This window comes from Bacillus sp. FMQ74, from assembly GCF_001875785.1.
In the GTDB taxonomy this organism is placed as follows: domain Bacteria; phylum Bacillota; class Bacilli; order Bacillales; family Bacillaceae; genus Bacillus; species Bacillus stercoris.
Genome location: NZ_MOEO01000007.1, coordinates 66044 through 83721, shown reverse-complemented (window position 1 = coordinate 83721; position 17678 = coordinate 66044). Strand labels below are relative to the sequence as shown.

The window sequence follows — 17678 nt, the reverse complement described above, 5'->3', positions numbered from 1 at the left end:
CGTGATAGCTTTATAGTTCATTCATCATCATCTCGTTTTCAAGTTCTTCTAAAAATTGATCAGCTGTTTTGATATCGTTGCGGTAAGGCAAGTAACAGACGTGGAATGTGAGCGACACATACTTTCCATTTTCCAGCTGATACGTGTCTAATTGTTTTTTCAGCTTGGTCAGGACGGCAGGCATATGTTCAGCAGGCGTGTGCGTCAGGACGATTCCGATACGCTCGTCGGAGGGGCGGAATTTCTTATCCGTTTCCCGAACGCTCGTCCTGATTTGCTGGCCGACATATTGGAAGAGGCGGTCCGTTTCTTTTTCACCGTACAAAGACTTAAACTCTTTGAAATAATGCATATGGAGCAGCAAAAACACAAAAGAATTGCCATAGCGCTCCGCCCGCTTGATTTCTTCTGAAAGCTCCAGCTTCATCCTTTGCTTGTTATCAAACCCGGTCACTCTGTCAACAGCAACAAAGCTTTTGATTTCGGATTGAAGCCGTGTAATTGAGCGCCGAAGCTCTGTTGTGATATCGTGGATTCTTCCGGAAACAAAAGAAAACAGCAAAAGCGCGATTCCCCACACGACAAGCATTCGCAGCCCTTCCTCAGCTGGAAAGAGCGATGCCTGTCCAGTCTGGAAAAACATCATTAAGGTGCCGAGAACAAAAAGTACGATTAAGGTCACCGCCAGCGCGTAAATCGGGCCGAACCAGATGCCTGCGGCGATGACGACAAACGTGATGCAAAGGATCAGGGCGCCTTCCGATTGCTGGGCTGACACATAATAAATAAACAGAGACAGGGCCGCGATGAGCCCTGAAAAATATGCAAATAATTTTTGTGATTCACTGAATGATATTTTCATTAAAAAGCTTCCTTTCGGCTAACAGCGGCAGCAGGTTGTCAAATGAATGCGTCTGAGTGCCGCTCATATAGCCTCCATAATACGATTTCACCGGATCATGAATTTCATAGTCATTCATTCTGTCATATATGGCTTTGATGACAGAGCTGCTTTCATGCTGTTTTGTCAAAAACAATACGGCTAATGCATATACGGATGGCGATTCATATTGGACGGCAGGCTCCTTCGTATCTCCCGAATACCGCCCGTACAGCTTTCCGTTTTTCTGAAATTCCTGCTTGATCCAGTCCGCTAAAACAGATGCTTTTTCATCCCCTTCCGGCAAATGCCAAGCAGTGTAAAGCTGATCAATCAGGTTGATTTCACTGTCATATGTGTATTCCTTTGTCTCCGAGCTGTATGTCATCGGCAGAAAGCCATTTTTTAAAGGAGCTGAATAGAGAACATTTGCATTCCGCTGTTCTGTTTCTTCGTCTATGATTCCATTCTTCTTTAAGACAGCTAAGGCATCAGGCATGACGTATGAAAGCGTCACATCCTTTGAAGCGGCCTGTGAGTCGTAAAAGTCTGTAAATAACCCGTTGTTCATATTGTATGTCTTCAAAGCCATGCCGATATCCTTAGCCGTTTGCGCGTAGTCGCTGCGGCTCCATTTTGTGGCGGCTTGGTCAAGAGACAGCATAATTCTCATATCATCTATCAGCGCATTCGTCCCACTCGCTTGTCCATTTTGAATCTTCCATGTCACCAAGTGATTGCTCATCAGAAATGAATCAGTCAGATGCCGATATTGGTCTTGGAAATGAGGTGCGTCATTTTTGCTGAGCAGAAACTCCATCCACAGGCCGAGAGATTCCGATAAATACGAAGGCTGGTCTGAAAAGTCGGTTTTGATCAGGCCTTGATCATTCATTAGATTATGATAGATGAAATATTCCGCTGGCTGGAGCGGACTGGTGTTCACTTCTGCCGCTGATTGATTTTGGGTCTTGTTTCCAGCTTCAGCACACCCTGCTGAAAGTCCGATAGATAAGAAGAATAAGATGACAGCAATTAGTACATGCCTCACAGGCAAATCCCCCTTTGTCGCCTGAAGCGAATCAGACGCTCACAAATAGTTATAGACGAAAATATGACTGCCATGTTACAAAGTACATTTACTATAAAAGAAAAAAATGCAGATTGCTAGCTTTTTTTTCCCTTTTTGAACATTAAAAAAACAGGACCTAAGTCCAATATAAAAAACCTGTGCGATAGGCACAGGTTTTTTATTATTTATCCAATCCGAGTTTTTTCAGCTGTTCTGCCAGCGCGTTGTTAATCGGCTCATCTTTATTTTGTTTTTTCAAATAAGAGGATACGTCCCTTTTGGAAGCACGCGCTTTGTCTTTATTTTTTCGTTTTTCAAATACAGAGAGCTTCTCACGGTGACCGCACACACACGCAAAGGTCTGGCCCTCACCTTGGCCGCGAAGCTCCATTCTTTTATGGCAGTTCGGGCAGCGCGCGTTTGTTTTTCGGGCAATCGTTTTTCTGCTTCCACATTCACGGTCTTGGCACACGAGCATCGTCCCGCGTTTGCCGTTTACTTTCAGCATCATTTTGCCGCATTCTGGACATGCCGTTCCCGTGATGTTGTCGTGTCGGAAGGTTTGGCTGCTGTTTTTGATTTCTTTTACGGTTTGGTGTGCGTAAGCCTTCATGTCTTTAATAAAGACAGCCGATTTCAATTTGCCTGCGGCGATCGCAGACAGCTTTTGCTCCCATTCTGCTGTTAAGGCCGGTGATTTCAGATCCTCCGGAACAAGCTGCAGGAGCTGTTTTCCTTTAGAAGTGATAAAGATATCCTGGCCTTTTTTCTCGATTAAAAAGCTGTTGAACAGTTTTTCAATGATGTCGGCACGCGTTGCCACCGTGCCGAGGCCGCCTGTTTCTCCAAGCGTTTTGACGAGGCCTTTTTCTTCTCCCTGCATAAACGCGCTTGGGTTTTCCATCGCTGACAGCAGGGTCCCTTCGTTAAAGCGGGCGGGCGGCTTCGTTTGGCCGCTTGTTTCCGTTAACGTGCGGACGGCAAGTGTGTCGCCTTTTTGAAGCGCAGGAAGTGTCTGATCTCTGTCATCGTCCTGCTCATCATCCTCATCCGCCATATCATAAACAGCTTTCCATCCTTGCGACTGTACGGTTTTGCCTTTTGCCGTAAAGGTTTCTCCGCCGATTTCTGCGATGACCTTTGTTTCCTCATATTCGAAGGCAGGCATTAATACTGCAAGGAAACGTTTCGCAATCAGGTCATACAGCTTTCGTTCCTTATCACTCAGACTGCTGAGAACGAGCGGCTCTTCGGTCGGGATAATCGCGTGGTGGTCTGACACCTTCGCGTCATTGACATATCCTTTATGGGATTTAATGCCGCGTTTTTTAATTTGGCTGACATATTGGGCATACGGTTTTACTTCCATGCCTTCCAGACGGTCTTTTAACGTCGGGACGATGTCACTGGATAAAAATCTAGAGTCCGTCCGCGGATATGTGACGAGCTTATGCTGCTCATACAGCTTCTGCAGCACCGAAAGCGTTTCTTTAGCAGAAAAACCGAACCGCTTGTGGGCGTCACGCTGCAGCTCCGTTAAATCATAAAGCGCAGGCGCAAAGCTTTTTTTCGCTGTTTTTTTCAGCTCAGCTATGACCGCTTGCTTTCCTTGAAGGTCTTTTAGCAAACGGCTTGTTACGTCTTGATTGAACGTTCTCGTCTGCTTTGATTTCTTATCCTGCCACGTCAGCGTCATGCCGTCGACTGCAGCACGGATGCCGTAATACGGAACTGGCGTAAACGCTTGAATGTCTGCTTCGCGCTTTGCAATCATGGCAAGCGTCGGGGTCTGTACACGCCCGCATGAGAGCTGGGCATTGAATTTTGTTGTCAGCGCACGGGTCGCATTAATCCCCACAATCCAATCCGCTTCCGCTCTGGCGACGGCAGAATGGTACAGGTTTTCATATTCTTTGCCGCTGCGCAGCTTTTGAAAACCTTCCTTGATCGCTTTATCCGTCACAGATGAAATCCACAGCCGCTTTATTGGTTTGCGGACATTCGCTTTCTCAATGATCCAGCGCGCAACAAGCTCACCTTCCCGGCCTGCGTCAGTCGCGATGACAATCTGATTGACGTCTTTACGGGTAAGCTGGGATTTGACTGCATTGAACTGCTTTCCGGTTTTTTTAATGACCACAAGCTTTAATGGTTCTGGGATAATCGGAAGATCCTCCAGACGCCATGATTGAAATTCTTTTCCGTAGCCTTCCGGATCAGCAAGTGTCACCAAATGGCCTAAAGCCCAGGTCACAATATATTGATCACCTTCGAGATAACCGTTTCCTTTTTTATGGCACTTCAGCACCCGGGCTAAATCCCGGCCGACCGAAGGTTTTTCAGCTAATACAACTGTTTTTGACATGCTTGATCACTTCTCTTTCTTTCACGCTCATCCTGTTATTATACCAGACTTCGCGAGGCACTCTCTAACCGCGCCCGTTTTTCGTGTCAATTTCTGAGAAAATGACGTGAGTGACGGTTTGCGCGTAGGGCGATGTTTTGTTAATGAAATCTTCTACCGCTTCGAGGCTTTCGGCATTGATTTTCAGCATATAGCAGGCTGCACCAGCAATTCGGTAGCAAAATTCAATATTCGGCAATGTTTGAATATAGCTTTTGAACCGCTCGTAATCCGCGTTTTTGACGGTTGCTTCCACAATGCAGGAAACGGGAAGGCCCAGTTTTTTCTGATCGACCTCCAGCGTGTATTGCTTGATGATGCCAAATGATTCAAGCTGTCTTACCCGTTCTGTCACAGATGGAGGCGACAGCTTAATTTTTCTTCCTAATTCCCTCATCGACAAACGGCTGTCCTTCTTCAGCTCCTCAATGATATTCAGATCAATCTGGTCAAGTTTCATTTCAACATCCTTCTTTTATGATTTTGTACACATTATCTCGGGTATTTTTGTAAATGACAAGTACAGTTCCCTGGAAAAGGCATGTAAAAATGAATGTTTTCCGAACATTTTTTGAAAGCTGTCATATGCCCCTCCGGATTGTTTATAGTATAAAATGAAAACGTGTCCACAAGGAGGGCGATTTATGCTGCACACGCCGATCGGAAGACTTCGCACGATGGGTTTTATTGAAGGAATGTCACTCTTAATCCTGCTGTTCATCGCTATGCCGCTTAAATATTGGGCAGGGCTTCCGCTTGCGGTGACAATTGTCGGTTCGGTTCACGGCGGGTTGTTCATTTTGTATTTGCTTGTCTTGGCTTATGCAACCTTCTCTGTCAAATGGCCGCTGAAATGGTCAGCCGCCGGCTTCATCGCCGCTTTCGTCCCATTCGGAAATTTTTTGTACGACCGCGGATTAAGGAAATATAAATAAGGAAATGCAAAAAAGGCTGGATCTCCATGATCCAGCCTTTCTTATTAAAACCACTTTGTCAGCCAGGCGATATAGTAGGCCCCCGGAATAAACATGAGCTGGGCGAGGAGTGTGCCCGCCACCCTTGATGTGACCATTGTGACAGAGGTCCATTTTAAATAGATATAGCTTCGTTTTCCTTTTGCTACATCATCTGCAAGAACGGATACCTTAGGGTCAACAAAAATGGCCAGCAGCATCGTCGCAATTCCGTTGATCAAACCCGATGCCATGACGGCTGTCGTACTGCGCTCCGGCGCCAGCAGGCCTGCGTACAAAGCCGAAAGCACGCCGATCGTATAAATGGATGTAATCAGCATGTTGATGACAAACAAACGCTTCGGAATCAAGCGCATATGAAATCCTTTTACATATGAAATAGACGGCAGACGCAAATAGGAAAGGGCATTTTTGAATCCTTGTTTCGAGAATCCCTTTCGGAATACTTGAAAAACGGAGCCGCCGCCGCCCGCCAAGTGAATAATCGCCCGTGAAAACAGGGCGACAAAAGACGGGAGCAGGATGATGCCCAGGATGGTGCCGACTGTCGATCCGAAAATTAAAAAGCGGAACTGCTCCCCTACAATCGCCAGTGCGTTTTTTCCCGCATCATCAATTAAATGCCCGGTAAAGGGCTGCTGCACCATGTTCGACATTCTGGACACAATGACCATGACGTTAAACAGGGAAAGCGCGGACGCAATAAATCCAACGCGAGCCCCGGAAAGCCTTGTGGCATAGGCTAAGGTTTCTATCGAGTGAATCAGCAATAAAAAACAAAAAATAAAAAGTACTTGTGTTGTAATAACATGCACGTTATTCTTCCTCCAATTTCATCCTAGAGATAAGACTGGAAAGAAGGCAATTAGGTTTCAGTACGATGTGTTTTTCGCAATAAAAAAACCGCCGGCGTACGCCGGGCGGTTTGTCTTATTCTTTTCTATACGCAAATAAAGATTATATAATCCGCCAAGTCAGGCGGGTTAGATTCATAAAGCATTGTTCCGAAGAATCATTCTGGAAAGTAAACACCATGGAAATTTCTTGAACACAAGACAACGAAAGCCCTACCTCTCAATCGTCACTGCGGCTCCGAAGCCGCGCCGGTGTGAATTGTAAAACAAAAAAGTCTTTTTTCCATCTCATCGTTAGGGGCGATTTGTTATGAAGGAAAAGAATAAGGGCAGCTGGTTATGCTGCTTGGGAAGCGGTAAGCTTCTCTCTCAAAACAGAAAAAAGAAGTTTACTTTCTTTTTTATTTGCTTATTTTTCTTACTAGCTATTCATAATAACATATCGCCCCTGAAAACACAAATTTTTTATAGTTCGAGTGAGACCGGTGTTTTCTCCCCGGCATTCATTAATCTGATATCCTCCGGTTCAATTTCAAGAATCACCAGATTCGGATCATCCTTGCCGTCAAACCAGCGCTCTAATTTGGAACTCCATATTTTGTCCTTGAGTTCTGCCGAATTGTTGATTTTGGCTTTTCCGGCAACTTCGACATAAGCGTCGCCAAAGCCTTCACAATCATAGCCTAATAAAATGTGGACATTGGGGTTGTTCTCAATTTCTTCAGCTTTATGAGTTTCCTTGCTTGTCGGTGTGTAAATCGTCAGCCCGTCATGGAAAAAAGTCATGTAGCGGGAATGCGGTTTGCCCTTTTGAACTGTTGCGAGCGAACCTACTTTATGGTGATCTAGAACATCAAGCACTTTTTGTTTAACGTCTTGCTGATTCATCTCGAATCACTCCTTTTTAACGTCTCCGCTGTTACTTTTCCACATCAGGGGAAGATTTAAACAAGAAAGTGTGCTCTTTATTTTGATCCTTTCCATTCATGCTTTAGCAAGCTGTAATAGATAAGGTCATGATGCCTGCCGTTTACGAATAAGCCGTCCCGTGCCTTTCCTTCCTCTAAAAAGCCGAGCCGCTCCGGAACCGCTCTGCTTTTTTCGTTTCCGACAGCCGCACAGATCGCCACACGATTCAGCTCAAGCTCTTCAAAAGCATACGTAATGAGTTTTTGGCAGGCAGCTGTAATAATACCTTTCCCTTCAAATTCTTTGGCAATCCAGTATCCGATTTCCGCTTTTCGATTCACTTGATCAAGGTTATGCAGGCTGATCATGCCGCATAGGCTGCCGTTATAAAGGAGCCCCGCCTCAATGCCGTTCAGGTCGGCATACTGGCGCCGCCAATCTGGAATGATCGTTTCTCTGTACGTTTCAGCGCTGCTTGGATTTTCCGCAAAAAATAGCCACTTGCTAAGCCTAACCTGATTTTGGATAATGAGTTCGGCCAGCCGCTCCGCATCCTTCGGCTCCAATAATCGGATGGTGATGTGCTCATTTACCTTGCAAGTGAACATTGCCTCGCCCTCTTTCCTTTTTTACCCATTATAGCGATGATTCCGTTTTTTTCAATACAAAAAAGGATGGGCTGTTTAAGCCTCATCCTTATATCCTTGGATCGGTAAAGATATCATGTTTATCAGTGCTCGTAGACGACATTTCCGTCACGACGGCTCCCTCTTCCCCGGCTTGAAACCAATGCTTTGTATTCGGGGGAATCGTATATTGCCCGCCCGGTTCTAGCTCAATTTCGTGCCAGACCGTATAGTGTTCTCTGTCTTCCTGAGGAGGGAGAACCTTTGGCAGCTGCGTTTTTTCTCCTTCTACGTAAAGATACACTTTTCCGTAGCGGCAGCGGAAGGTCTCCTGCTTGCCTTCCTGGCCGTCGACCGGCGGATGGCGGTGTTCCGGGCAAGTCTGTCCCGGAAACAGCACCAATTCCTTTGAGCAATAACGGTCAGTATTGACGTAGACGAAGAGCTGGAGCCCGACTTTTCTTTCTTTTCCTAAGCCGTAATCCATCAGCTGGATTTGGTCTACTTCCTCGTCCGTTAATACAATCCCTGCTTTTTGATAGTAGCTGTTCACTTCTTCTTTCGTGATGCCCATATGTCTCACTCCCTCTTATGTCGTCACAAAATTTCCGCCGTTGACATGCAGGGTCTGGCCTGTCATGTAAGAGGACTCATCTGATGCCAGCAGCACATAACAGCCGACGTGCTCAACAGGTTGTCCAGGACGGCCCATCGGCGTATCTTGCCCAAATTGGGCCACTGTATCTTCAGGGAACGTAGCTGGGATTAATGGCGTCCAGATTGGTCCCGGCGCAACTGCATTCACACGGATGCCGTCTTTGACAAGCGCCTGCGCCATTGTTCTTGTAAAGGCATTGATCGCCCCTTTTGTCGCTGTATAATCAATCAGTGTCGGGTTCCCTACGTACGGGTTGATGGATGTCGTATTAATGATGGCGCTGCCCGGTTTCAGGTAATCAATTGCTTTTTTAGTCAAATAAAATTGAGAATAAAAGTTGGTTTTGAATGTGCGGTGAAGCTGTTCGCTTGTAATATCTTTGATGCTTTCCTTAGGATGCTGTTCACCTGCATTGTTGACAAGGATGTCAAGGCCGCCTAGTTCCTTGACCGTTTTTTCAACCGCTTCATTGCAGAATTCCTCTTCACCGACGTCACCGGCAATCAGCAGGCATTTTACACCTTCTTGTTCAACGCGTTTCTGCGTCTCTTCGGCGTCTCCATGCTCATCCTTATATACAATGGCGATATCAGCGCCTTCCTTTGCGTAAGCGACGGAAACCGCGCGTCCGATCCCGCTGTCGCCGCCTGTAATGAGCGCAACCTTTCCTTTTAATTTGTCCGCTCCTTTATAAGTCTCATACTCATACACAGGACTTGGATTCATTTCGCTTTCAATTCCCGGCTGGCGATTTTGGGTTTGTGCCGGCAGTTCTTTTGGATAATGAGCCATGATGATTCTCCTCCTTTGGTTTCTTGTCTATTTGTTGTGTACCTCACACGCTCTTTGGATAAACATGGATTGGCACCTTCGCATTGCTTTATCAGAAAAATGTTTCACATGGAACGCTGGGAGGAAATAACTTGAAAAGGGGGTTACTGAATGATTAACATGCTTTCAAAAAAATTCAGCAGACCTAAAGGCGTCATCGGCATGATTGCCGGGTACATCATGGCTGCTGAAAATCAGACACTGAATCAATGGACAATCAATCAGCTTGAGATCATGCGCGGGGATAGCATTTTAGAAGTCGGGTTTGGCCCCGGATACTGCATGCAGCAGATATTGAAACGCGAAAAGGATGTTCACCTTCATGGGATTGATGTGTCAGAAGCCATGCTGAAGCTGGCCGCCCGCAGAGTGAAATCAGAGGGTGTGCGCCTGATAGAAGGAAGCGTCGAGACATTTCCTCTTTCCGCCTCGTTTTATGATAAAGTGATTTCCGTTAACAACTACACCATTTGGAATGACCAAACAAAAGGCATGAAACAGATTTATCGGGCACTAAAGCCCGGCGGCAAAGCAGCCATTACGATGCAGCCGCGGGAAGCGGATGCCAGTCCTGAGAAAACCAAATCATTTGGAAAACAGATAATTGCCGACTTCAAAGCAGCCGGCTTCGAGGACATTGATATACACTTTAGGAACATTAAGCCTGAGCTTTCCGTTTGTGCGACTGCAAAGAAGCCCGCCACATAAGTGGCGGGCTTCTTCTTTTATGAATGTACAGCCTGGTTGCGCAGGACGTCTTTTTTCACCTTGCCGAGGTTGTTTTTCGGCAGTTCGTTAACGAATTCAACTTCAGGTATTTTGTAAGCGGACAGGCGCTCTTTACAAAATGAGATGACATCCTCTTCCGTTATGCGCTGGCCGCCATTTTTCACGATAAAAGCTTTCGGTTTTTCACCGTAAAGCGGGTCTGGTATACCGACCACCGCCGTTTCAAGGATTCCCGGGATCTGTTGGATAACTTCTTCAACCTGATCAGGATAGACGTTATCGCCTCCGTAAATAATGACATCCTTGTAGCGTCCAGTGATGAAAATAAAGCCATCTTCATCCACATAGCCTGAATCTCCGGTTCTGAACCATCCGTTTTGCAGCACTTTCGCTGTTGCTTCAGGGTTGTCTTCATAGCCTTTAAATAAGAATGGAGTATGAACAACGATTTCGCCGATTTCTCCTTGCGGGAGTTCTTCTCCCGTCAGAGGATCTTCCACTTTGACTTTAACACCTGCCACAGGTTTTCCTGCGGATGCCGCTTTATCCATTCCCATATCAGGCATCCATGTACTGATTCCCCAAGCCTCAGTACTTCCATAGCCATGCGCGAGCGGAATACCGATATCAAGATAGCGGCGGATTAGGCTGCTCGGCACTTTTGTTCCGCCTGTCATTAAAATAACAAGCGAAGATAAGTCAGTTTGGTGCGTTTCCCACGCTTCAAGCAAATACGTGTAAAACACAGGAAGAGCCATCACGGTCTGAATTTTCTCCTCTTCAATGACCTTCAGCATGTGAACAGGATCCTGATCCTTTGTGAACACAAAGGTTGTTCCTGCAAACGTTCCAAGCATGATGCAAATGAGCGCACTCGTATGATAAATCGGATGGCACGCGAGAAAACGAAGGCCCTTCATGCGTGTTACTGAGCTGTTGGATTTTTTGACATATCTGTATATGCCGCCATGTGTGATCATGCATCTTTTCGGGTTTCCCGTTGTGCCAGACGTAAACATGAGAAGTGCTGTATCATCTGGGGAAACCATTTCCGTTTCCGGCAATTGATCAGGACCGGCAAACAGTGCTTCAAATTCAGCAGATGTTTCGTAAGCTGTTCCTGTCTCCATTGTTAAACACAGTGAGGACAATTCAGGAAGAACTTCATCCAGCGTCTCTTTAAACTCCGCTCCGTAAAACATCGCTTTCGGTTCACTTGCTTTTAAAATGCCTGTCATTTCATATGGTTTCAGCTGCCAGCTGACAGGTACGACAACAGCACCTATTTCAAGCGCGGCGAACATAACAGTTGATGCGGGATGGCCGTTTTTGCAAAGCAATGCAACACGGTCGCCTTTTTGAATTCCTTTTTGCAGCATGGCATTCGCCAGCTGATTAATCCGTTTACGGTAACCTTTATATGTCAGTGTATGGTCTCCGCTTTTTACAGCCTCTATTTCTTCGCTATCCGGCATGTCATGCAGAATCAGATGCTGTAATGTTTCCATATCGTCATCTCCTATATTCTCTTGAATCTTCAATAATTTGTTAGATTTTCTTCCTTACTCACCCATTTTAACCCAAAAAAGATAACTTGTAAAACTATTTCATTTTGGAATTATTCCAATACGGAATGATAAAATAGTCCCACATTTTCTTATTTTGTTCCCCATCCACAGAAAAACACACGCCAATTTTTTGACGTGTGCCATGCAGCATTACAGTATGTTTTTTTCTTTCATCCAAGTGAAAAATATGCGGTTTAACCGCTGATACAATTCTTGTTCTCCTTCTTCCTGAAACCCCGCCATGCTTTCTCCGCTCTCGATAATTGCCGAGCTGATCGCGCTTAAAATCTCCGAGCCTTCAGGAGATAATGAGCTAGGCGCCATCATGACAAGGATGCGTGTCATCCTGAGGGTATTTCCGTCCATGCCATCCACTTCATAGGAGGTGCTGAGATCAAACATTTTGAAAAAAGGCAGGACAATTTCATCATTTTTGAGATGATAAAGCGCCATGTTTGTTCCGGGGATTCCCAATCCCCCTTGTTTCTCCCGCTCAGCCAGGCAAACCGCGGCTTTTTCCGGATCACGGATCAAGCCATCCTTCTTCAGCTGCTGAAAAAGCTCTAATAGAGGCATGCTATGATCCGGGTTTGTTTTGAGTTGAGTTAGTGTAAAGTGGCGCAAAACATCTTGAATAACCTCCATATACCGACCTATGCTTTCCGCCGCTTCCAGCATATCAGGTGCATCAGCTTGCTGCGTTTCTTCCTTGGGGCTTCTTTTTTTGTTAAGAATAAGGGGAATTTTCCGCTTGATATACTGCTTGACCTGGTTTGCGTCTTCCTCATTTAATAGCGGACTGACCATGATGTAATCTATGTTTTCATAAGGAATCGGAACAGTGGATACAATCATATCATACGTTTGAACATCCTTCCCCTTTAGCTCGATCAGGGATGACATATCAAACGATCCAATTTCCGGCAGCTCTTTCTTCAGCCTGGAGGCAAGCATTTTCGAAGAGCCAATCCCGCTTGAGCAGACGACAAGCGCTTTCACTTTTGCTTCTTCTTTTTTGATTTCAAGAGCCGAGCCAAAGTGAAGAACGATAAAAGCGATTTCATCATCAGAAAAGGACATGCCCGGAAAAAATTTTTCGACGCCTTCTTCAATCGCCATATAAAGCAGAAAATAATCTCGCTTAATCTGTTCCTTCATCGGATTGTATATCTCAATATTTTCTTTTATGCGGCTGACGGCCGGCTCCAAATGGGCGATCAAGCCTTCATATAAAGAGTAGTTTTTCGTGAGATCCATTCGGATTTTATCTGAAATAAAAGCAATGAGCCGCTTTGTTTGCAGGGCTGTTTCCAGCTCAATTTCCTGCGCTTTGTATTCTGTTTTGTATTTTCGATTGGCGCTTCGAAGATGAATTGTAATATAGCCGACCTCTGCCTCCGGTATCGTCACGCCGAAGGCACGTTCAAGCTCGCCCGCGATTTCAAGAGCCGAGCTGTATTCTCTCGCATTCATCAGCTCCGCAAGCTCATTTTGCTCCATGGTGATAGTTTCCCCGAGCTTAATCCGTTCGATCGCATACGTCAGATGGACGACGAGTGCTATATAGGAGCTGTCGGACAATGAAAACGCGATTTTTTCTTTCAGCTGAAATAAGATGCGCTCCATTTTTAGCAGCTCACCTTTGCTGACAACACCGAACATTTTCTCTGAAGAATCAGTTTTTCCTTTGATGTTTAACTCAACCGCTTCCAAAAACATTTGGATGTCGAGGCGGTTCACAATCAAGTTGCCGACAATTTTCCGTTTCGCATTCTCCGGCCCTATGAGCTGGATGCCAAAACCTCTTTTACGGATCAGTGTCAGTCCGAAGGGAGAAATCCATTTCTCCAGCTCGTCTAAGTCATAGCTGACCGTGGCATTCGTCACCTGGAGATCATGAGCGAGCGTGTACAGCTTGACGGGCTCCTGAGACTCTAATAACGAACAGAGAATGAGCAGTTTCCGTTCGTCCGCGCTGTATTCATGCTGTTCATATGATAAATCGGTGAGCAGCTTTTGTTTATCTTCAGGACTTCCCACTGCTTTCAACCCTTTGCCGGGCTGCTTATCAAGCGTAAGCCCGACGGTTTCCATCAGCGGCTTAATTGATTTGAGCTCCCTGTGAATGGTTCTCGTGCTGACTTCCATCAGCTCAGCAAGCTCAGTTACGGTTATATATCTATTTTGTAATAACAAGTGCTTTAACAGCTTTTGTTCTCTGGCAGTCATATACATAAAAAAAGACCTCCTAGACAATCTTGATGTGCGGATGAAGTCGCAAGGAGATGCAGTAGAGGATATAGAGAGGTTTCCTTTTAATATAAAACGCTTTCACAAAAGAATCAATCACTTATAAATGGTAATTTGGCACTAAGCGGTGTGACAATATTGAAAAAGCATCAGCTGGTAAGCTGATGCTTTTTATGGAATATCGTAACCCTGTACGGCTGTAAAAATGCGAAACCATTGATCTTGGTCAAGCTTGTATGACATCGCATTTATCGCGGCGGAAATCCGCTCGCGCTTTCCGCTTCCGACAATCGGCATGATGTCGGCCGGATGCGTGAACAGCCATGCGTACATGACCTCGTCCAATGAAGCGGCGCCGATCTCTGCTTGAACAGATTCAAGCGCCGTGCGGACACGCTGGTCTTTTTCCGTGTCACCCGTGAAAACTTTGCCGCCTGCCAGAGGCGACCAAGCCATCGGCGGCATCCGTTTTTCCTGACAGAGGTTCAAAGTGCCGTCGAGCACATTTTCTAATTCATAAGCGGAAAGCTCAATCTGGTTGGTCACGAGCTTCTCAGGCAAATACGATTCCAGCATCCGATACTGGTGATCTTTAAAGTTCGAAACACCGAAGTACCTGACCTTTCCAGAGCATTTCAGCGCTTGAAACGCCTCTGCTACCCCCTCCGGATCCATGAGCGGGTCCGGTCTGTGAATCAACAGCACATCGATATAATCCGTCCTAAGGTTCATAAGAGATTGCTCGACAGATGCCAAAATATGCGATTTGCTTGTGTTATAATGATGCGATCTGTGAGCGGGCCGTTCAGGCGATTCAAGAACGATACCGCATTTTGTGACCAGCTCTATGTTTTCTCTTAATCCAGGCGAAAGGGCAAGAGCGTTTCCAAACAGCTTTTCGCACGTATAGCCCCCATAAATATCCGCATGATCAAAGGTCGTGATGCCGTGATCGATACACCATTCAATGAGACTCAGCAGTTCAGCATCTGAATAGTTCCATTCATTCAGCCGCCAAAGGCCGTGTACGACTCTTGAAAATTGAAGATCCTCCGCCAATTGAATACGCTGCATGCAAAATCCCTCTTTTCCTTGTATAAACCGGGTTTTGCCCCTTACTAGTTCATTCGGCCTCAGATCCCCTTTTTCCTTTCGCCCCTTTTAAAAAGACATTTTAATTCGATTGAAATTGCTTTTTCGCTTTCTCAACGACATAGTGGCTGCCGCCGCGGTCCTGCACATTTTGGATCATCATGGCGACAAGCAGGTCTTTGTTTTTGTAATCGTAGCCGACAAACCAGCCGTTTTCCGTGCCGTCTTTATCATCTTTGGATGTTTTCAGCTCGGCTGTTCCTGTTTTTCCGGCCACTGTGATTCCTTTCACGACAGGCTGATACGCTGATCCGCGCTCATCTTCGACAACGCCCTTCAGACCTTTTGTAATGTCTGCCGCTCCTTCCTTGGTGACCACTTGCTTGTGCCAAACATCAGCGGTTTGCGAGTCTTTTTTGATCAGCGTCGGTTTGACAAGGTCTCCATTGTCAACAAATGGCGTGTAAGCAGCTGCCAAGTGAAGCGGAGACATTTGCATTTGCCCTTGTCCGTATCCTGTATCCGCAAGCAAAATGTCTGAATCAAGTTTGTCATTTGCAATAGATGATTTCTGGATCGGGAATTCATACGGAATGTCCTCCGAAAAACCGAATGTCTTCAAGCCTTTTGTAAAGGTATCCGCTCCCATATCAAGCGCGTTCTGGGCAAAATAAATATTGTCTGATGTAATAAGGGCGTTTTCCAAATCGACTTGCTGAAGTCTCTCAGACACACGTGTCACTGAATAGCCGCCCCAGCTCGAATCTTTTTGCCACTCCTTACCTTTGATGGTTTTCTTCTCATCGGCTTTAAGGGTGCCGTTTTTGATTCCGATAGCAGCCGCAATCGGTTTAATAGTGGAACCCGGTGCGTATGTCTTATTGAATTTCGCTGAAAACGGATTGTTTTTATCTTTGTTTAGCTTTTTCCATTCCTTATCGCTCCAGCCGAAAATAAACCCGTTTGGATCGTAGGAAGGCGCGCTGACAAGTGCAAGTGTTTCACCTGTCTTCGGCTGCAGCGCGACTGCCGCCCCGCTGTCATCCTTGAGTTCATCATACAGCTTCGTTTGCGTTTTAATATCAATTGTAAGATGAAGATCCTCGCCGTCCTTTGCTTTCTTTTCAGCGATGACTTCTCCGGTTTGCGGCACGTAGATTTTCCAGCCAGTTGTGCCTCTTAGTTGGTCTTCATACACATTTTCAAGTCCGGCGATGCCGATGTTTGACGTATCGCTGTACGTTCCATCTTTCTTTTTCTTCAGTTCTTCCGCTGTAATGGCGCGGACATAGCCTGTCAAATGGGCTGTCTTTTCGCCATACGGATAGTAGCGGGAGCTGACATTCGTTCTTGTTACGCCTTGTAATGACGTCGCGTCAGAAACTAATTTCTCCTGGTCAGGCTTGACCTTTTTGAGCGGCACAAATGAATCGTCTTTTACCCAGCCTTGATCCAGCTTTTTCTTGATGTCGTCTTCAGTCAAATCAAGTTTTTTCGCGAGCTCTTTTATGACTTTCTCTTTTTTATCGCCAAGCTCTCCGGGAACAATCCCGATTTCCGGAACATCTGTATTGATGGCTAAGCCTTTTCCATTTTTATCGTAAATTTGGCCTCGTTTCGGTTCAATGCTCATAATTTGCACGGTTTTGTCGTCAGCCAGCTGTTTGAAAATAAATGATGGGTCCCAATCTATATTCCATGACTCCTCGTCATCTGTTTTTTCTAATTTCAGCACAGCAGTATTTTTGAAGCTGACTTTGCCCGCATTTGTGTTCATGCTGACTTTATACGGGATATGTTTCATCGTCTTGTTGTCTTTATCGTCCTTATCTACTTCTCCCGCAGTGACTTTCAAATGTTTCACGCCGGCCTGATCATAGATGGTTTTATATCTGTTGACGAAATCTTTTTTTGAGATTTCTTTTTTGACATCTTTAGTCAGGCTTTGATACATGTCATCGAATTGCTGATCGTTCCACTGTTTCACGAATGCTTCCATGCGATCCTCTGGTGAATCTGTTTTGGAGCATCCGATCAACCCAACCAATCCGACGCATAGAAATACTAGTAGAATACACTTTTTTAACATGACTTTCCCCTGCCTTCCACTTGTTATTTTCTCTTAATTGAATTGGTGCGCGCAAGATTTTTTTGAAAATGAAGGAAAAGTTCACCGATTTTGCAGAAATCTCCTATCGTTTGCTGTAGACTATTTGAAAAGACAGGAAGAAGGGATAGCATGGTCAGAGAGGCAGCAATGCTTCACATTAAAGAAGGGCTTGAACAAGAGTTTGAGGCGGCGTTCCGGCAAGCGGCGCTGATCATTTCCGGCATGAAGGGCTATATCGCTCACTCGTTATCAAAATGCATGGAGGAAACGCATAAATATCTGCTTCTTGTGGAGTGGGAAACACTTGAGGACCATACGGAAGGCTTTCGCGGTTCTTCTGAGTATCAAGAGTGGAAAGCCTTGCTTCATCGGTTCTATACCCCGTTCCCGGCGGTCGGGCATTTTCAGGATGTGTAATAGATTTATATAATATGAAGTGTAAAACCGATAAGGGAGACAGACCATACAAAAACGGCGGTATAAATATTAAAAGCGCCTGAGCCGTCATTTTCTTTTTTGCGTTCTTCAAGCCCCTGCATAAACATGACTGCGCCAAGAAAAACGAGCATGACCGATTGGATAACAGAGGTGTGTTCCGTATATTTAAAAGCAATAAGCGCCAATAAAATAATGATAACCGCAAAGGACATTTTAACAATGCGAAACAAAAGGACCATCCTTCCTTATATACGAAATATTGAACGCTATGGCTATATTTGCC

Annotated in this window: 17 protein-coding genes; 3 read left to right on the top strand and 14 right to left on the bottom strand. The window is 45.5% G+C overall.

Annotated elements, in window-relative coordinates; genetic code table 11:
- Positions 1 to 10: 10 nt before the first annotated feature.
- The 4 genes from epsK to lrpC all read right to left on the bottom strand — a co-directional run bounded on the left by epsK (position 11) and on the right by lrpC (position 4816).
- Positions 11 to 862 carry a cyclic-di-GMP receptor EpsK gene (epsK, locus tag BLL41_RS14315; RefSeq protein WP_071578374.1) on the bottom strand — a complete coding sequence of 284 codons (852 nt, stop codon included), beginning with the start codon at positions 860 to 862 and terminating at the stop codon, positions 11 to 13.
- Positions 843 to 1931, bottom strand: a complete 1089-nt coding sequence (locus tag BLL41_RS14310; protein WP_071578373.1) for a glycosyl hydrolase family 8 — start codon at positions 1929 to 1931, stop codon at positions 843 to 845. Before BLL41_RS14310 ends, epsK begins: the two co-directional genes overlap by 20 nt.
- Positions 1932 to 2133: 202 nt before the next feature.
- Complete coding sequence (locus BLL41_RS14305; protein ID WP_071578372.1) at positions 2134 to 4317, bottom strand: DNA topoisomerase III; 2184 nt, start codon at positions 4315 to 4317, stop codon at positions 2134 to 2136.
- Positions 4318 to 4381: 64 nt separating this feature from the next.
- Positions 4382 to 4816, bottom strand: a complete 435-nt coding sequence (gene lrpC, locus BLL41_RS14300) for a transcriptional regulator LrpC (protein WP_003246585.1) — start codon at positions 4814 to 4816, stop codon at positions 4382 to 4384.
- A 184-nt stretch (positions 4817 to 5000) separates the two neighbouring features.
- Between lrpC and BLL41_RS14295 the strand changes: the two genes are divergently transcribed.
- Complete coding sequence (locus tag BLL41_RS14295; RefSeq protein WP_014475846.1) at positions 5001 to 5291, top strand: DUF3817 domain-containing protein; 291 nt, start codon at positions 5001 to 5003, stop codon at positions 5289 to 5291.
- Between the two features lie 44 nt (positions 5292 to 5335).
- On the opposite strand, the gene amj is transcribed toward BLL41_RS14295, so the two are convergent.
- The 5 genes from amj to BLL41_RS14270 form a co-directional block, all read right to left on the bottom strand.
- Positions 5336 to 6145: a lipid II flippase Amj gene (amj, locus tag BLL41_RS14290; RefSeq protein ID WP_003234394.1), complete on the bottom strand. Its 810-nt coding sequence runs from the start codon at positions 6143 to 6145 to the stop codon at positions 5336 to 5338.
- Between the two features lie 504 nt (positions 6146 to 6649).
- The gene (locus BLL41_RS14285; RefSeq protein WP_071578371.1) at positions 6650 to 7072 is read right to left on the bottom strand and encodes a pyridoxamine 5'-phosphate oxidase family protein; all 423 of its coding nucleotides are present in this window, start codon (positions 7070 to 7072) and stop codon (positions 6650 to 6652) included.
- A 77-nt stretch (positions 7073 to 7149) separates the two neighbouring features.
- On the bottom strand, positions 7150 to 7701 hold the full coding sequence (locus BLL41_RS14280) for a GNAT family N-acetyltransferase (RefSeq protein ID WP_071578370.1): 552 nt from the start codon (positions 7699 to 7701) through the stop codon (positions 7150 to 7152).
- Positions 7702 to 7789: 88 nt separating this feature from the next.
- Positions 7790 to 8293, bottom strand: coding sequence for a D-lyxose ketol-isomerase (gene lyxE, locus BLL41_RS14275; protein ID WP_040084144.1), 504 nt, complete (start codon positions 8291 to 8293; stop codon positions 7790 to 7792).
- 15 nt (positions 8294 to 8308) lie between these two features.
- The gene (locus tag BLL41_RS14270) at positions 8309 to 9169 is read right to left on the bottom strand and encodes an SDR family oxidoreductase (protein ID WP_071578369.1); all 861 of its coding nucleotides are present in this window, start codon (positions 9167 to 9169) and stop codon (positions 8309 to 8311) included.
- A 150-nt stretch (positions 9170 to 9319) separates the two neighbouring features.
- Between BLL41_RS14270 and BLL41_RS14265 the strand changes: the two genes are divergently transcribed.
- Positions 9320 to 9916, top strand: coding sequence for a class I SAM-dependent methyltransferase (locus tag BLL41_RS14265; RefSeq protein WP_071578368.1), 597 nt, complete (start codon positions 9320 to 9322; stop codon positions 9914 to 9916).
- 17 nt (positions 9917 to 9933) lie between these two features.
- Here BLL41_RS14265 and BLL41_RS14260 read toward each other — a convergent pair whose 3' ends face one another.
- From BLL41_RS14260 to pbpC, 4 genes are all read right to left on the bottom strand, one after another.
- Positions 9934 to 11445, bottom strand: a complete 1512-nt coding sequence (locus BLL41_RS14260) for a class I adenylate-forming enzyme family protein (RefSeq protein WP_071578367.1) — start codon at positions 11443 to 11445, stop codon at positions 9934 to 9936.
- Positions 11446 to 11655: 210 nt separating this feature from the next.
- A complete protein-coding gene (gene mtlR / locus BLL41_RS14255) occupies positions 11656 to 13740 on the bottom strand; it encodes a mannitol operon transcriptional activator MtlR (protein ID WP_071578366.1) in 2085 nt (694 codons plus the stop codon).
- A gap of 186 nt (positions 13741 to 13926) precedes the next feature.
- Entirely contained in the window at positions 13927 to 14829 is a 903-nt protein-coding gene (locus BLL41_RS14250) for an aldo/keto reductase (protein ID WP_071578365.1), read from the bottom strand.
- A gap of 100 nt (positions 14830 to 14929) precedes the next feature.
- Positions 14930 to 16936 (bottom strand): penicillin-binding protein 3, encoded by a 2007-nt coding sequence (pbpC, locus tag BLL41_RS14245; protein ID WP_071578364.1) that lies wholly within the window; start codon positions 16934 to 16936, stop codon positions 14930 to 14932.
- A gap of 150 nt (positions 16937 to 17086) precedes the next feature.
- Between pbpC and BLL41_RS14240 the strand changes: the two genes are divergently transcribed.
- Positions 17087 to 17374 carry an antibiotic biosynthesis monooxygenase family protein gene (locus tag BLL41_RS14240; RefSeq protein WP_071578363.1) on the top strand — a complete coding sequence of 96 codons (288 nt, stop codon included), beginning with the start codon at positions 17087 to 17089 and terminating at the stop codon, positions 17372 to 17374.
- A gap of 5 nt (positions 17375 to 17379) precedes the next feature.
- Here the strand turns inward: BLL41_RS14240 and BLL41_RS14235 are convergent, their stop codons facing one another.
- The gene (locus BLL41_RS14235) at positions 17380 to 17625 is read right to left on the bottom strand and encodes a YczI family protein (protein WP_014662805.1); all 246 of its coding nucleotides are present in this window, start codon (positions 17623 to 17625) and stop codon (positions 17380 to 17382) included.
- Positions 17626 to 17678 lie beyond the last annotated feature (53 nt).

Excerpts from the sequence above, each read along its gene's own strand:
- pbpC (WP_071578364.1), bottom strand. The coding sequence starts at position 16,936 with ATGTTAAAAAAGTGTATTCTACTAGTATTTCTATGCGTCGGATTGGTT.
- BLL41_RS14295 (WP_014475846.1), top strand. The coding sequence starts at position 5,001 with ATGCTGCACACGCCGATCGGAAGACTTCGCACGATGGGTTTTATTGAA.
- BLL41_RS14240 (WP_071578363.1), top strand. The coding sequence starts at position 17,087 with ATGGTCAGAGAGGCAGCAATGCTTCACATTAAAGAAGGGCTTGAACAA.
- lrpC (WP_003246585.1), bottom strand. The coding sequence starts at position 4,816 with ATGAAACTTGACCAGATTGATCTGAATATCATTGAGGAGCTGAAGAAG.
- lyxE (WP_040084144.1), bottom strand. The coding sequence starts at position 8,293 with ATGGGCATCACGAAAGAAGAAGTGAACAGCTACTATCAAAAAGCAGGG.
- BLL41_RS14250 (WP_071578365.1), bottom strand. The coding sequence starts at position 14,829 with ATGCAGCGTATTCAATTGGCGGAGGATCTTCAATTTTCAAGAGTCGTA.
- BLL41_RS14280 (WP_071578370.1), bottom strand. The coding sequence starts at position 7,701 with ATGTTCACTTGCAAGGTAAATGAGCACATCACCATCCGATTATTGGAG.
- epsK (WP_071578374.1), bottom strand. The coding sequence starts at position 862 with ATGAAAATATCATTCAGTGAATCACAAAAATTATTTGCATATTTTTCA.
- BLL41_RS14265 (WP_071578368.1), top strand. The coding sequence starts at position 9,320 with ATGATTAACATGCTTTCAAAAAAATTCAGCAGACCTAAAGGCGTCATC.
- BLL41_RS14285 (WP_071578371.1), bottom strand. The coding sequence starts at position 7,072 with ATGAATCAGCAAGACGTTAAACAAAAAGTGCTTGATGTTCTAGATCAC.
- BLL41_RS14270 (WP_071578369.1), bottom strand. The coding sequence starts at position 9,169 with ATGGCTCATTATCCAAAAGAACTGCCGGCACAAACCCAAAATCGCCAG.
- mtlR (WP_071578366.1), bottom strand. The coding sequence starts at position 13,740 with ATGTATATGACTGCCAGAGAACAAAAGCTGTTAAAGCACTTGTTATTA.
- BLL41_RS14305 (WP_071578372.1), bottom strand. The coding sequence starts at position 4,317 with ATGTCAAAAACAGTTGTATTAGCTGAAAAACCTTCGGTCGGCCGGGAT.
- BLL41_RS14260 (WP_071578367.1), bottom strand. The coding sequence starts at position 11,445 with ATGGAAACATTACAGCATCTGATTCTGCATGACATGCCGGATAGCGAA.